This window comes from endosymbiont DhMRE of Dentiscutata heterogama (genome assembly GCF_002888635.2).
Taxonomy (GTDB): Bacteria; Bacillota_I; Bacilli_A; order Mycoplasmatales; family CGIF01; genus CGIF01.
Window position 1 is genome coordinate 64,785 of the sequence record NZ_LN828718.1, and the last position, 13,886, is coordinate 78,670.

18 protein-coding genes are annotated in these 13,886 nt (G+C 33.4%); 11 read left to right on the forward strand and 7 right to left on the reverse strand.

Translation table 4 applies throughout. The features are described 5' to 3' along the window. Window positions 1–180: 180 nt before the first annotated feature. From DHMRE_RS00655 to rsmA, 4 genes are all read left to right on the forward strand, one after another. A complete protein-coding gene (locus DHMRE_RS00655; RefSeq protein ID WP_322632472.1) occupies window positions 181–1,473 on the forward strand; it encodes a hypothetical protein in 1,293 nt (430 codons plus the stop codon). Window positions 1,474–1,695: 222 nt separating this feature from the next. After that, the gene (locus DHMRE_RS00660) at window positions 1,696–2,904 is read left to right on the forward strand and encodes a hypothetical protein (RefSeq protein WP_322632473.1); all 1,209 of its coding nucleotides are present in this window, start codon (window positions 1,696–1,698) and stop codon (window positions 2,902–2,904) included. 73 nt (window positions 2,905–2,977) lie between these two features. Beyond that, window positions 2,978–3,148: a hypothetical protein gene (locus tag DHMRE_RS00665; RefSeq protein ID WP_322632474.1), complete on the forward strand. Its 171-nt coding sequence runs from the start codon at window positions 2,978–2,980 to the stop codon at window positions 3,146–3,148. Further along, window positions 3,097–3,960, forward strand: a complete 864-nt coding sequence (rsmA, locus tag DHMRE_RS00670; protein WP_322632475.1) for a 16S rRNA (adenine(1518)-N(6)/adenine(1519)-N(6))-dimethyltransferase RsmA — start codon at window positions 3,097–3,099, stop codon at window positions 3,958–3,960. Before DHMRE_RS00665 ends, rsmA begins: the two co-directional genes overlap by 52 nt. On the opposite strand, the gene DHMRE_RS00675 is transcribed toward rsmA, so the two are convergent. The 4 genes from DHMRE_RS00675 to DHMRE_RS00690 all read right to left on the reverse strand — a co-directional run bounded on the left by DHMRE_RS00675 (window position 3,931) and on the right by DHMRE_RS00690 (window position 8,249). Then, window positions 3,931–5,049 carry a hypothetical protein gene (locus DHMRE_RS00675; RefSeq protein WP_322632476.1) on the reverse strand — a complete coding sequence of 373 codons (1,119 nt, stop codon included), beginning with the start codon at window positions 5,047–5,049 and terminating at the stop codon, window positions 3,931–3,933. The genes rsmA and DHMRE_RS00675 overlap by 30 nt on opposite strands. A gap of 2 nt (window positions 5,050–5,051) precedes the next feature. Further along, window positions 5,052–6,257 carry a hypothetical protein gene (locus DHMRE_RS00680; RefSeq protein WP_322632477.1) on the reverse strand — a complete coding sequence of 402 codons (1,206 nt, stop codon included), beginning with the start codon at window positions 6,255–6,257 and terminating at the stop codon, window positions 5,052–5,054. Window positions 6,258–6,445: 188 nt separating this feature from the next. Beyond that, window positions 6,446–7,012, reverse strand: coding sequence for a GTP-binding protein (locus DHMRE_RS00685; protein WP_322632478.1), 567 nt, complete (start codon window positions 7,010–7,012; stop codon window positions 6,446–6,448). Between the two features lie 64 nt (window positions 7,013–7,076). Next, window positions 7,077–8,249, reverse strand: a complete 1,173-nt coding sequence (locus DHMRE_RS00690) for a transposase (RefSeq protein WP_322632479.1) — start codon at window positions 8,247–8,249, stop codon at window positions 7,077–7,079. A gap of 130 nt (window positions 8,250–8,379) precedes the next feature. Here DHMRE_RS00690 and rplU point away from each other — a divergent pair, with 130 nt between their 5' ends. From rplU to DHMRE_RS00715, 5 genes are all read left to right on the forward strand, one after another. Next, window positions 8,380–8,691 carry a 50S ribosomal protein L21 gene (gene rplU / locus DHMRE_RS00695; RefSeq protein ID WP_322632480.1) on the forward strand — a complete coding sequence of 104 codons (312 nt, stop codon included), beginning with the start codon at window positions 8,380–8,382 and terminating at the stop codon, window positions 8,689–8,691. 307 nt (window positions 8,692–8,998) lie between these two features. Continuing rightward, the gene (locus tag DHMRE_RS00700; RefSeq protein ID WP_322632481.1) at window positions 8,999–9,628 is read left to right on the forward strand and encodes a CPBP family intramembrane glutamic endopeptidase; all 630 of its coding nucleotides are present in this window, start codon (window positions 8,999–9,001) and stop codon (window positions 9,626–9,628) included. Between the two features lie 66 nt (window positions 9,629–9,694). Next, window positions 9,695–10,345 carry a 50S ribosomal protein L3 gene (rplC, locus tag DHMRE_RS00705; protein WP_322632482.1) on the forward strand — a complete coding sequence of 217 codons (651 nt, stop codon included), beginning with the start codon at window positions 9,695–9,697 and terminating at the stop codon, window positions 10,343–10,345. A 5-nt stretch (window positions 10,346–10,350) separates the two neighbouring features. Then, a complete protein-coding gene (locus DHMRE_RS00710) occupies window positions 10,351–10,665 on the forward strand; it encodes a 50S ribosomal protein L27 (protein ID WP_322632483.1) in 315 nt (104 codons plus the stop codon). Further along, window positions 10,665–11,090: a site-2 protease family protein gene (locus DHMRE_RS00715; protein WP_322632484.1), complete on the forward strand. Its 426-nt coding sequence runs from the start codon at window positions 10,665–10,667 to the stop codon at window positions 11,088–11,090. Before DHMRE_RS00710 ends, DHMRE_RS00715 begins: the two co-directional genes overlap by 1 nt. Before the next feature lie 141 nt (window positions 11,091–11,231). Here the strand turns inward: DHMRE_RS00715 and DHMRE_RS00720 are convergent, their stop codons facing one another. The 3 genes from DHMRE_RS00720 to DHMRE_RS00730 all read right to left on the reverse strand — a co-directional run bounded on the left by DHMRE_RS00720 (window position 11,232) and on the right by DHMRE_RS00730 (window position 12,469). Next, on the reverse strand, window positions 11,232–11,477 hold the full coding sequence (locus tag DHMRE_RS00720) for a hypothetical protein (RefSeq protein ID WP_322632485.1): 246 nt from the start codon (window positions 11,475–11,477) through the stop codon (window positions 11,232–11,234). 80 nt (window positions 11,478–11,557) lie between these two features. Further along, window positions 11,558–12,109 (reverse strand): aminoacyl-tRNA hydrolase, encoded by a 552-nt coding sequence (gene pth, locus DHMRE_RS00725; RefSeq protein ID WP_322632486.1) that lies wholly within the window; start codon window positions 12,107–12,109, stop codon window positions 11,558–11,560. A gap of 159 nt (window positions 12,110–12,268) precedes the next feature. Beyond that, on the reverse strand, window positions 12,269–12,469 hold the full coding sequence (locus DHMRE_RS00730; protein ID WP_322632487.1) for a hypothetical protein: 201 nt from the start codon (window positions 12,467–12,469) through the stop codon (window positions 12,269–12,271). A 54-nt stretch (window positions 12,470–12,523) separates the two neighbouring features. On the opposite strand from DHMRE_RS00730, the gene DHMRE_RS00735 reads away from it, so the two are divergent. Together DHMRE_RS00735 and rplR are read left to right on the forward strand one after the other, a co-directional pair. Continuing rightward, entirely contained in the window at window positions 12,524–13,483 is a 960-nt protein-coding gene (locus DHMRE_RS00735) for a hypothetical protein (protein ID WP_322632488.1), read from the forward strand. A 34-nt stretch (window positions 13,484–13,517) separates the two neighbouring features. Further along, on the forward strand, window positions 13,518–13,883 hold the full coding sequence (gene rplR, locus DHMRE_RS00740; protein ID WP_322632489.1) for a 50S ribosomal protein L18: 366 nt from the start codon (window positions 13,518–13,520) through the stop codon (window positions 13,881–13,883). Window positions 13,884–13,886 lie beyond the last annotated feature (3 nt).

Genomic DNA, 13,886 nt, shown 5'->3' on the forward strand with positions numbered 1-13,886 from the left:
GGAATTAGGATTTTATATATATAGAGTAAAGTAAGTTAATTAACTCAAAAGAGTTTGATTACACCTAAAAAGTAGAATTAAATTCAAAAGTTTATAAATTGAAAAATCCGTTGATAATAAATTCTATAAAAATAAACAGTTTTAATACGAATACAACATATAAGAAAATTAAATAGAAATATGACTAAAACTCTACAATCATACATAGAAGGTTTATTTAAGAATAAAAAGGTAACTCACATCAATGTTGGCTCTACTACGGCTGAAGGAGCAGCTGACCTTAAGGAATATACTGAATTAGGTAGATTGACTTTGAATGGAGCACATTTAGACAATGAGCGTTATTTAAAAACTATCCAAAGTATACACAAAAAAGATAATATAACTTACCTTATATTTGACCACAATAATATAACTGATCTCAATTGCGATTATTTGGGGGATAATTTTCCTAATTTAATGTGGTTAAAACTTATAGACAACCCCATCAATCCTAATATGTCGGTTAAAGGATTAAGCAAATGCAAGAAATTGACCCACTTATGATTAGGCGAAGAGAAAAAAAGAACTTCTTATAAAGATATGGGATATTTGCCGGATTCTCTGAGATATTATAATCAACTTCCTTTTGAGAGGAACAATTTGGATCCATATCACTATGTTCCGACACCAGAAGTAAAACCAGAACCGGCAAAAGTAGTTCCAAATCCAGCGGAAACAGTAAAACCGGAGCAATCGGTAAACACAATCAAACCAGAACCAACAGTGGTAGAAACAAAGCCAGCAAAGCCTAGTTCAGAGGAAAAACCAAATCAAGACCAACAACCGCAACAAAGTTCAGGTCAAGTTCAACAACTACCCAAACCAGAATCGAAAGAAAGAGAAGTTGATGAAATTCGGCTTCCGCTCAAAGATATACCTAGTTGATATTGAAATTATATAAAGGTAGATAAAGACTGAAAGAAATATAAAATAAAAGAATTGCCTGCCGGAGTATTCGCCAAGGATGACTATGGCCAAACTACTAGCCAAAAAGCCTTTGAATCTTTGCAATCTACAATTGAATCACTAGAAAGCATGGATGCGGTTGTTAAATGAAAGGATTTGAAACAGTGGCTAGAAAAACGAAAGGAATTGGAAGATCAAAACCAGCAATTATCCCAGAGACCGACCTCCGAACAGTTTGAACAATTACAAGAAGAAATTAAAGGACTAAACGAGGAAAATGGTAATCTAAAAAGAGATAAAAGCGATTTTGAAGCACGAGTAAAATCCCAACAGGATACTATTTCCCAACGAGATAAAATTATCAGTAATCAAGAAAAAAAAATGGGAGATAAAGACAAATTTATCACCGGATTAAATGCTGCTATTAAAAATCTAAAAGAAAAAAATAAGCAATTAGAAGAGGCATATAAAAAATATCAAGAGGAGCATCCTCAATTACAGGCTATCCAAGAAGTGGGAAAATAGATCAGAAAGTTTTTGGTGAAACTGATAAACTAAAAATAAAACCCTAAAATGCAATATATATAGAATTAAAATTCCTATAACAAGGAATTAAGGTTATATATATAAATATATAAAGTAAGAGTAATAAATTATTAAGTAATTAGAATAATAATGATTACAATAAGCGAACATCAAATATACACAAATTAATATAATATTAAAAGACATAAAAATAATTAAAATATGGCAACAAAAGCAGAATTGAAAAAAGTAAGGCAAGAGTTAGCCGATAAAACACCCATACTTTATCAAGCATCCTTTTTTAATAATTTTCAATGAGTAAAAGATTACGAACAATTTTTAATAAAACCTAATAATTTATCCGATTTCAAAATCTCTTTAATTAAAGAAGCAATAAATATTTGAGAAAACAAAACTTATAACCTAGAAAACTTAAAAAAAGTAGTTAACAATATAGGAGGGTGGGAAGCCATACTTAAATCATTGGTAGAAATAAGTAAGGAAAAAACAAAAAAATATCCGAGTGATGTGATTAAATATTTTATTGAGGACAAAAACACAGCCCAACCTTATATTTACGACGATTATAACGAAGCATTGACCGAGTTAAAGCAAGAAAAAGCAACAGCCGAAACCGACCTAGACACAGCAAAAATCGATTTAACCAATGCCAATAATAAGATAAAAAACTTGGAGACTGATAAAACCAACCTTAACAGCCAATTAGAAACCACTAATAACACAATAATTTCTTTAAATGATACCATAACTACTTTAACTACTCAATTGGGAGAAAGAAACGACACCATTGCTAATCGTGATAGTACTATTCTTGATTTAACTAACGAGAATACGCAATTAGAAACCGAAAAAGCCAGTTTAGAAACTCAACTCCAAGAATTACAGAAAAATAAAGGATTAGATGAGGAAGTAAAAAAATTAAAAACCCAAGTTTCCCAATTGGAGACTTACAAGCAGGAACTTTTGGAAATAAAACGAGTACAAATCAACCAAGAATTGACCCTGTTTTTCCAAGCAATGGAAATCTCCAGCAGTCTCATTGGTAAAAGATTTAAAAGTGATGAAGTTTGGAAAAAAACATATGGAACCAATTTTGACTATGAAGATATTGTTGATGAAAAATTAACCTTAGAAAATAGAGAAAGTATGAAAATGGCCTTTAAAGTGGTGGCCTGTATTTGTGCTACCGAAAAAGCTGAAGAATTAAAAGCACAATTAAAAAAAATTGACGCTAAATTAAAAAAGAGGATTGACAACATTAATGAGAATTGAAAAGTAGTAGAAAACTACACTCAAATAGATGCTAAAGATAATCCTTTCTATCTAAATGTTATTAACGAACGACAAAAATATAAAACCAAAGCAGAAAACTTAATGAATGAAGCCCTACAAGTCCAACCTGATAAATAATAAATAACGGGATAATCAAAATGATGAAAATTTTTAGCAATTAGAACCTAGACTATAAGACTATAAAAATAATATGAAAAGAACATTAACAGTTTCCATAAAATTTCAGGATTTAGCCAGCGAAAGAACCCTTTTTCAAGTTTTAAGCAAAGAAGGAGGCGGGACTAAAATAAAGATAGAAAAATACTTAGATTGGTTAAAAGAGGAATACCCCAACGCTATAAACGATATAGAAGCGAAATAATTTACGCACCAAAAAAAAGTCTCGGACAAAATTTCCTGTTTGACAAAAATCATCTTCATAAAATAGTTGCCTGTTGTCCTGTCGACGATAAAATAATAATAATCGAAATTGGCAGTGGTTATGGCAATTTAACTAATCTGTTAGCCAAAACTGACTGCCAAAAAGTAATAGGTATTGAAAAAGATTCTCAATTATTTCAGTGGTTAATAGAAAATAACAAAAACGAGAAAATTATCTATCACCATCAGGATGCCTTAAAGATTAATTGACCCGAGTTTTGTTCTCAATTTAAAAATAATTCCTTAATAGTGGTTGGCAATTTGCCGTATTACATTACTAATTCTCTAATAATTAATTTGTTACTCGATTATCAGTTATTTAAATCTTTAATCTTTTTAGTCCAAAAAGAGGTAGGACAAAAATGAGTATCCGGTTCAAACAAATATCCCTCCGAGTATTCGGCTTTGTCGGTTTTTATTAATTATCTGACAGAAACGAAAATCGTTGCAAAAATTCCGGCTGCTGTTTTCACTCCTGCCCCGTCCGTTGATGGGGTGTTGGTATCGATTGAACCTCATCAAAACGTCAACACTTCAAAAGAGCAATTAATTTCTTTTTTGCGTTTTTTGAAAAATTGCTTTCGCTTCCGCCGCAAAACCCTCCTAAATAACCTTTTAAGTTGAGCGAGAAATTACGAAAAAGAATGAAAAAAATACTTACAAGAGAAAGGTTATGAAGAGAAAATTCGCCCCCAAAACCTAAACCCTTCTGAATATTGGCAATTATTTGTTTTTTGACGAGGGCTTGCGTAATTTTTTTATTTTTTTGATTACTACCAGACTAACCACACTTACCACCCCAATCACTCCAACAATAGCAAAGATTTGAATAGGACTAATAGAATAAGGCTCATTTGCTGTTGTTGGTTCATTATTATTATTTTGTTTCTGTTCCAAACTAGATAATTCATTAATAGCCTGTTCTATCCTTTCTTTTAAGAGTTGATAAGTTTCTGTGTTTTGTTCTTTTTCTTTAAGTAGTTTAGATAAAGTTTCAGAGTTAAATTGTTTATCCTTAATTAAGAATTCTGCTTCAATGACTAATTTTAATAATGCTTCGGATTGTTCTTTTTGTTCTGGGGTGGTTGAATTAGGATTATTTTCAATGGTGGATTTGTCTTTGTCGTTATTGTAGTTTTCTTGGATAGTTTCAGGAGAAGGGAGGCGGTTATTGGTTGGTTGTTCCTGGGGTTCTTGATTAGGAGATTGATTGGGTTGGTCTGGGGTGTTGTTGTCAGTGGGAGTGGAGTTGGGGTTTTGATTTTGACTTTCTTGTTCGGCTTGTTTTTTAGTTTTTTTGGATTCTTGGTTTTCTGTTTCTTGTGATGTTTCTACTTTGGGATTGGTTGGGGGTGGGGAGTGGGGAGAACTAGGTTTGGTTTTTTTTCTATTTTCCCAGCCCTGTTTTATGAAAATCCTATCTCTATCATAATCGTCCCAAATCAACACTCCTATCTCGTTTCTCTTACCATTGTGCCACCCCCGGTAGCCAAGTTCTCCAATTAAATATTTACTAACTTCTCCAAATCAACTAGTCGATAATTCTAGGCCCGTTTTTTTGTTTTTAAAATATTTTGGAAAAGGTTCGTCAGTTTCAGAAAAAATTAATTCTCAATCCTCTTTTTCCCTTTCAGTGATTTTTTTTGCCATTTCTCATAATATATCCTTGTAATCCGTAACCTGGTATTTACCAATTCAAAAATAATCTTCTCCGTAAGTATCAGAATCAGTATTAACAAAATCACCCTTAGAATCCGGTCAATAGTTATCCAAATTATCAAGGATATATTGTTGATTTCTTTCTTTTTGTTCTGGGGTTAGATTTGGTTTTTCTTGGTTCATGATTATTGATTCTGGTTTTTATAGTATTTGTAAAGAGCATAAATGGCGGCTCGCCCCAGTCTTAAATATGTTGCGTGTTCAAAAACATCAGGATTGGTATAACCTGTTGGAGAGAAACTTTCCGTCAAAAAATATTGTCGCTGAGGAATTCATTGCTGTCCTGGTAAATCTTGGTCTCTTTCTCCCTGCGTTCTTATAGTTAATCCATATTTAATAGTTCAAGAAGCAAAAGGTTTTTGAAAGTATTCCTGCACCACCGAGGTAATGGCTACTTCTTGGGCTAGTGGACTTCTAAACCATTTATTTCACCAACCTAATTCTCTGTCTAAATCCTCCTTAAGTTTAACTTTTTCCTGTTCAAGTTCCTCATTTTTTCTTGTTAAATCATTTTTTTCAGTAGTTAATTGCTCAATTTGCTCGTTTTGTTGTTCTAATTCTCGCTGTTTGGTATTTTTTTCCTCGTTTAAACCACTAATGATTAGTAATTTACTTTCTAAATCATTTCGGAGTTCTGAGATTAGTTGTAAATAACTCTGACTTATTTGTTCTTTCAATTCCAGTTCCTCAATGGAATTATCTCATTTGGTTTGATAATCATCTCGTTCATTGGTTAAATTACTGTTTCTTCCTTTTTCTTTTAATCATTTGTCCTTTCAAACCCTTTTCATTTTTTCCACCTCGGTTAATCTTTCCTCTAATTCCGCTATTTCTCCTTGGAGATTGATAATAGTTTGTTGGTTTAAATTATCCTCTTGTTGTAATTGGTTAATTTGGTTTAATATTTGTTGACTGGTTAAATCAGTTTGGGTTTCTTGGTCTTTACTAAAAGGCTTATCAATAATTATTTCTTTCTTGTTCTCAATAGTTAGACCACCACAAATGGGTTGTCTTTCTAATATTTGGGGGGAAATATAAACCGAATGGGGAATGTTCTCTTCCAGGGGTAAATCAAGTTCTTTCATTAAAGTGTGGGGGATATCTAATTGAATCCATTCTTCCTCATAAGTAAAAACAAATCTTTCACAAATCGGCTCTTTTCAGCCTTGGGTGGAGCACATATAATTGCGTTCATTACTGGCTAATTTAAGAAAATTGTCTGGAATAGGAGTTTTAGTTTTTAAAATATCCTTACTTTTTAAATCAGTTTGGATTAGTTTTTGTTCTGCGTAGACTGGGATGTTGTTTTTGTTGATGTGGGTGTGTGTCATAGTTTTGTTGTTCTTTATATATTATTGATTACGTATAAGTAGATATAGAGTTTACTCTATATTATAATTTTATAAGTTTGTTTTTGAAAAAACGCAATTTTTTTTTCTTTTTCTAATTCTCGTTCCGCTTTTTTTGTAAGTTTAAAGTTGGGGTTATCGCAATTTTATTATCAATATGAAATTTATTTTTACTGTGGAGGCGGAATGTCAGCAATAATTTTTTCTAGCAACAAGTCAACATTTTTTCCCGTTTTGGCCGAAATTAGACAAATATCATTCTCTTGACAGTTCAGAAGTTCAATAAGTTGATTTTTAGTAGTTTCTAATTGAGCGTGGGGCAAATCAATTTTATTAATTGTTGGCAGAATTTTTAAATTAAGTTTTTTCGCAATTTCATAATAAGCCAGTGTCTGGGCTTGAATGCCTTTGGTAGCGTCTACTAATAAAATCACTCCCTCGCAAGCCGCCAACGAGCGAGATACTTCATACATAAAATCCACATGTCCCGGCGTGTCAATCAAGTTAAAAACATAAGGTTCGGGGCTTTCTGGTGGATAATATAGTTGGACTGCATTTAATTTAATAGTAATCCCTTTTTCCTGCTCCAATGAAAGGCTGTCGAGTACTCTTTCCAAAGACTTATTGCTACCTTTTAAATTAGTCTTTTCGAGCAAACGGTCAGCCAAAGTAGATTTGCCATGGTCGATATGAGCGATAATTGAAAAATTACGGATTTTTTTCTTCTTAATCAGCATATATAATGGTTTTTGGTTCAGTGAACTACCCACCACTTATAGAAGTGGGGGCTTCTAAAAAGAATTATCAGATTTTACCCTGATTGACGAAGTTGGTTCCCAACTCCGTTATTTGGGCTTGGTATAAGATATTTTTAGCAGCATTGATATCTCTATCCTCTTGACGCTGACACCAAGCACAAACAAAAACCCTATCACTTAATTCTAACTTTCGACTGGCTAATTGTTGACAATTACTACATCTCTGGCTAGTATAAGCCGGATTGACTTTTACTAATCTCCCGCCAGTTTCTTCCACTCTGTGGGAGAGGGCTAACAAAAAGAAACTCAAACTAGCATCATGGAGACTTTTGGCTGAATACCAAGGATTTTGCTCTTGGTTTCTTTCCATGATTTTTCTGGTTCTTAATTTCTCTACGGCTAGCAAATCATAATTATCTCTTAATTTCTTAACTGCTTTGAAAACAAAATCTTTTCTCTGATTGCTAACTTTCTCATGTTTCTTACTTAATTCCAATTTTGCTTTTTCTCTCCGCTGACTTCCTTTTTCTTTATTACTGACTTTTCTTTGTAATTCTCCTAATTCTTTTTCAGCCGTTCGATAGAATTGAGGATTGGTTTGTTTTTCTCTATTAGAAAGAGCAAAAAAGTTATCTTTACCTATTCCAACATCAATTCCTATTTGTCTTTCTTTTGGTATTGAACTAACTTCTATTTTTGGTTGGGCTTCAATTTCACAAGAGAAAACAGCGTAATATTTTTGGTTTTTAACCAACAAGGAGCAAGTTTTTATTTCTCCTATTGGTTCTCGGTGCTTTCTGATATTCATTCAGCCTAGTTTGGATAATCATAATTGACTGCGTTTTAACTGAAAGGCTGGGTTTTGAGTATAAGAAAAACTTTCATATTTCTCTAATCATTTTCTCCTAGGTAAACCAACCTTCTCTTTTCTGACTTCAACATAGAACTTTTTTCAACTATAATCTAGTCTCCTCACGACATCTTGGAGAGTTTGGGAGTGAACCAGTTTTAGGTCGGGGTAAGTTTCTTTTAATTGAGGTAAAATATTCTGTTGTTGAGAATAAGTGATAATGGTCTTATTCTCTTTTCAAGCCTTAATTCTCTCTTTTCCCAAGAAGTTATATAACCAAAGGCAAATTTCCCTAATTTGGTTGATTTGATACTGTTTTTCTTGACTAGAATAAAGCCGAAGTTTGATAGCCTTGGTGATTAGCATGCTAAAAGTATCTTATATACTCTATTTTATACCAATTCATCCCCCAGTTATAGAACAAGGGGACTTCTTGCTAGGTTAGGTTAAATACAAAATAAAAGACGTAAGCGATAATTTGCTAAAATAAATTATTATGGATATCATTAGATTTGAACTGAAAGGTAAACAATATCTCTATCTGCCAAAAAAGAAAGAGCAAACTTTTCGCATCGATTACCAGAAAAATGCTAAAAGTGGTGGCAAAATAATTTTTGATAAAATTTTGCAAAAAGATGATGAATTCGGTCAACCCTACTTGCCCATTAAACTGGTTGGAGAAGTAATCAAGCACGGACAAAATAAAAAAATAGTGGGTATGAAATACAAGCCAAAAAAAAGGAATGAAAGAAAGTGAGGATTTCGGGCTCAATACACCGAAGTGAAAATATTAGGAGTGGAAAAATAGATATGATATTTTGTCTGACAAGGTCAAAAATAAACAGGGATAATTTGTCGTAGGTCAAACATGAAATGTTACTACAAGGTAAAAAAAAGTGTTGTCGGAGACCAAATGGGAAGTATTGCTGGAGGACAAAGTAATTAATACTTAAAACTCCCGTGTGGAGTAGTTCACTACTCTCTTCCGAATAAGAACAAACAAAAGCAATTTTTTACTCGGGGGAGGTTTTTTAGGTTTGGGTTATTTTTGTATTTTTTGTTCCCTTCTCCCTTGTTGTTTCCTCCCCCAACTTATAAGCAAATTATCAAAAATAATGGAGTGGAGAAATTACGTTAATGAAAAATTAGCCGGCAAATTCTTTACTCGCTATGCTATTCTTTGCCTTTTGATAACTTTTTGGGTATTTCAACAAGAAGGAAAAAAAATTTGGTATTCACTTCGACAAGAAAAAAAGAAAATATTTTGACAAACCATTAAATTACTTTTCTTTTTTACTCTTATCCATTTTGCTCTCAAATTAGTTTTGGGATGAGTAGCACCTCCTTCTTGGCCTAACCTTAAATCGGAAAAAATTAACACTCACATAAGCGTCATAACTAGTAACAAAAATAATTGAGGGTATTTGGCTCAAATTTTTTTTGGCATGTGCGTGCTGGCTCCTATTGTTGAAGAGTGTATTTTTCGTTATTTCATTTTTCGCATTTTTGGTCGCAAAAATCCCTTTTCTTATCTCCTTTCTTTTTTAACTTTTATTGGGGCTCATTATCATCGCGGAGAAAATCTTTTTCTCCTTTTCTTTCAATATTCAGTAGCCACTTGGGGTTTCATTTATGTCTACAAAAAAAGTGGTTGAAAATTATTGTCCCCCATTTTACTTCATTCATTGACTAATTTACTGTTTATTGTCATAGTACTTATTAACCCCTCTTGCTCCTTGATTTAAAATTAATGATGAGGTTTTTTATTATCTTTGCCTGTTTTAATCAATAAGTTAAAATAATATTTATATATGAACGAAATTGGTATATTAGGCAATAAATGTCGAATGACACAAATACTTTCGGAGGAGGGGTTATTAATACCAGTTACTCCTATTTGGATTGGCGATAATGTGATTTCTCAAGTAAAAACTGAATCCAAAGAAGGATATAATGCTTGTCAAATTGCGTTTGGTGATTGCACGGAAAAAAATCTTAATAAGCCTAAATTGGGGCATTTAAAAAAAAATAATGTTCCGCTAAAAAGGCATTTGCTAGAAATAAGAGATATGATGGGGTTTCCAGTTGGTTCTCCAGTTGATTTATCCCATTTTGAAGTAGGAGATGAGGTTGACGTCATAGGTAATTCACACGGAAAAGGAACCGCCGGAGTCCATAAAAGATTTGGGAACAAACTAGGACCGATGTCCCATGGAGCAGGCTGACCTCACCGTTTAATCGGATCTGGGGGTGGTGGACGAGGTACTAATCAAGGCATGCCTAAAAACAAAAAAATGCCCGGTCGTATGGGAAACAAAAGAGTTACACAAAAATCAAGAATAGAAAAAAAGGATCCGGAAAAACGCATTATTTTCCTTCGCGGAGCGGTCCCTGGTCCTGTCAAGGGGTTAGTGGTTTTGAGAAAAAAAGATACATTATCTAGAAAAAAGACAAAAAAATAATAATCATGCCAATATTCCAGTTAGATTTACAATTTTTCGCCCAAAAAAAAGGGGGAGGTTCGGCGGCTACTAATTGTAGCCACAAATCCTACAACCCCAACAACCTGGGAGTAAAAATATTCGGCGGCCAGTCGGTGAAAAAAGGCAGTATAATTATTCGCCAGCGTGGAACCAAATATAAAGAAGGCCAAGGAGTATTTTTTGGTCGGGATTATACCATTCACGCCCAATATGATGGAGTCGTAAAATTTTATCAAAAAAATATCAGAAGACAGAAAAGAACCTTTGTGTCAGTTTTGCCACTAATTAAGGGGGAGTAATGGGGGTGCGAGAAAAAGTTATATTTTCTTCTGTTTTTATTCTCGTTCCAGTCATTTGCTATTATTGATTAAAAAAATCCGACCAATGAAATTATAGCAGCAAAGATATAATTTGAATAGCCGTTTTTTCCTATTTTTGAAGTTTTTTCAATATTTTTGTTCATGAGTGCGGTCATGCCTTAACGGCTCGTGGTTTCGGCATTATAGCCGACAAAGTGAGTGTAGGAATTGGTTGAAAATTATTTAGTTTCGGCGGAGAAAAATATACCAAAATGACTTTTCGGGCTTTTCCAGTTTATGGCTATACGCGGGTGGAAATGGAAACCCCCCCCCCCCCCCCTCCAAAGAATAATTATTTTGGCTATGGGTGTCATTACTCAGTTTATTTTTTTGGGTCTGGTTTATTGATTGCTAAAAAGGAATAAAAAATGACAAAAAAATATAATCGGTCATTTTTGCTATCATTATGCTATTAAAATTGCTTTTTGATTAACCCTTGTTCTTAATTTTCCTTTTGTTTTGCCTAATTCTGATTGAACCAGAATTACCAAAATATTACTCGGAATTTAATTTCTTCGTTCTAATCAAAATATCAGTTTAGCAAAGAATACCATAAAAAATAAGGCGAAAATATAGAAAAGAACTAGGAATATTAGTCATTTTTTATCTCTTTTATCTCGTTCTTTGTAGCAAGATTTACAAAGGTCATAATAATCCCTTCCATATTTTCAAGAGCGTTCAGAATAAGTTTTGACTTCATGCGGTTCTAATTCTTTGTCACAATCATAACATTTAGTTTTTTTGTCGTTCATGTTTAATATTTTAAAGCCTGTGAAAACAAGATTTTAATTTGTCTTTTTTTACCTCATTTAAGACCAAAATTAAAAAAGATTTATTTGCTATTAAATTTACCCATCATTTTTTCAAAATTGTCCTCTTTTATTCATTCTTGTAAACCAGTCAATAAATCCGGGATAATTTTCTTTATTTCTTCTTTTTCTGCGGATTGAAAATTTTGTAAAACTCAATTTCTAATCAGGAAATTTTTGTCATAGCCAATTCCTATTCTCAATCTTTTGAAATTTTTACTTCCCAACAACCCAATAATATTTTTCACTCCATTGTGTCCGCCAGCTGAACCTTGGCTACGATAACGAAACTTTCCTAATGGCAAGGCAATATCGTCGTAAATTATCAGCAAATTAACTATTGGAATCCGAAAATAATTTAAAAAAGCCCTAATACATTCTCCTGAACTATTCATATAAGTTTGAGGTTGGAGGAGAATATATTCGCTGGTTTGGCAATATAAGCCGTTAAACTTTTTTTTGGTTAATTCAGTATTCAATTTTCGGGCTAAGTGGTTGATAATTATAAAGCCTAAATTATGCCGAGTATTTTCATATTCTTTACCCGGATTACCAAGACCAACAATTAATTTCATTATACAAAATATTTTTTAATTCTTTTTTTTACTTTGAACTCTCCTCATGCATTTTTTGGCCTATGGCAAAATATCCACGCTTATTTTTAGTCTTAAAAAACAAATGTTTTATCTATTTTAACCTCTGGTAAAATATCCATGTCTATTTTTTTCTTTTTTCTAGTCTGTTTTTTTTTTTTTTTTTTTTTGCTTTCTTCCTTCTACTAGTAACCAAATCAGGAAAACCACCAGTAATAAAATTACTAAGAAAATGAATCTCTCTCAACCTGAAGAGGGCGAGGGATTGCCTCCACCTGGATAACGAAACCGGGCAGCAGAGATATTGCCCCTTGCCGAAAAATTATTATTTGGCCATGTCATATCTAATAAGACGATTATACTTTAATTATTTTTGCAAAATAATAATATAGAATCATGAGTTTGCCAATTAATCAACAAAAACAGTTAATCAAAAAATATTACGATTTACTGGTTGAGAAGTTTATCCAAGACCCACTCCACAAAAAAGATATTAGTATAGTTTTTAAAAATCATTTAGGGAGTTCGGAAAACTCTCGAACTTTGGGTCGCACTGAGAGAGAAGGAGGGGGCAGCCAGGACCACACTAACACCACCTGACAAGAAATAAACGGAGTAAAAGTTCCTGGTTCCGAAAAAACCACTACTACCACTACCTACTTTCCCTATAAATACACCATTTCTTTTTTGAATAATTACCAAAACGAGGAGCAATTGCGGGGTGCTGTGGTTCACGAGTTTACTCACCATTATCTCTACTCGACGATAGGAAAGCATAATCATGATGACAACTTTTACTCTACCATGGAGCGTCTGGAAAGTTGGTTGGATAAAAATCAGGGACTCAATCCCCGAACCGACAAGAGCCACGACCGCGACCAGTATGAAAATGATAATAGTAGCAATATTAATGATAAAGAAAATATTTGTCCGGAATGTTTTTCGGTCATCCCGCACCATGCTCCTCAATGTTCTCAAAATCAAAATATACCGCAACAAAAACCAACCCTTGACCCTCAACAAGCAGGCGAGTTTAACCGAATGAGAGAATTATTACAAAATGCCTCTGATTTGGCAACGCTAGAGGCCGCTTATCAAAATGCGAAATCTAAACCTCTTTATCAAGTTAACCACGACAACCGGCGGGAATTTGACAATTTATATCAAAAGAAAAAGCAATCTTTACAAAACCGGCAACACTCTTCACACGATTCTAATAAAGGAGATGGGTCAGAAAAAGGGAATATTTTTTTGATTATGCTGACCGTGTTTGTAGGAATTATCTTTCTCATAATGATTGGTTATCTAGTGTTTAGCAAGAAGAAAAAAAGACCCATGAGGAGAAAAAGATTTTAATGAGTTTGTAAAAATAAATAAAATAATAGTATATATGACGATATCCAACGAGAAAAAAACCCGTCGCAAGATTCGTAAAAGAAGAAGCACCTTAATTAAAGGCTCTGTGGCAAGCCCCCGAGTAGTCTTAAGTGAATCAAACCGCTACTTGCGAGTACAAGCCATTGACGATGCGGCTGGCCATACTCTCCTGGCCTCTTCCACCCAGGATTTCGTGGAAAAAGATAATAATTTTTCCCGCAAGAATAAAGATTATGCCAAAAAACTGGGCGAAGTGTTTGCCGAAAAGTTAAAAAAATCCGGTCAAAAAAAAATCGTTTTTGACCGCAATGGTCGTCCTTATCATGGCAAGATAGAAGCATTTTGCCAAACCCTGCGGGAATCAGGAATTAATTTTTAATTT